Genomic DNA, 470 nt, shown 5'->3' on the forward strand with positions numbered 1-470 from the left:
GGAGATCGTCCAGTATGTGCATACCGACGCGCTGGGTTCCCCGGTTGCCATCTCTGATGCCAACGGCGCGATCGTCGAGCGCACCGTTTATGAGCCCTATGGTGCGACCGTAGGTGATGCGAAGGGGGATCGCCCGGGATTCACCGGGCATGTGTCGGACTCGGCGACGGGTCTGACGTACATGCAGCAGCGGTACTACGATCCGTTGGTCGGGATATTCCTATCGACAGATCCGGTCGACGTGGGCTTGGACAACGGAGCCCTATTTAATCGATACATGTATTCGGCACTGAACCCCTATACTTTCGTTGATCCAGATGGCCGCTGCACTGGCTCTAGAATCACGAATAGTGACGGTACTTGTAAGAGTACCGGTGGGAACACGACGGCCACTGGGCCGACATCATCTGACTCCGCGATTCCGAGGGCGCCATCCTCTGGCTCATCTCCGAGCGTGGCATCTGGCGGAG

Annotated in this window: 1 protein-coding gene; it reads left to right on the forward strand. The window is 58.5% G+C overall.

Annotation, left to right across the window (positions count from 1 at the left end):
• Positions 1-16 precede the first annotated feature (16 nt).
• Positions 17-470 (forward strand): RHS repeat-associated core domain-containing protein (locus D7X55_RS46180; RefSeq protein ID WP_368666525.1); only part of this gene is annotated, 454 nt, incomplete at its 3' end.

The sequence above is a fragment of the Corallococcus sp. AB049A genome (genome assembly GCF_003668885.1).
GTDB classification, from domain to species: domain Bacteria; phylum Myxococcota; class Myxococcia; order Myxococcales; family Myxococcaceae; genus Corallococcus; species Corallococcus interemptor.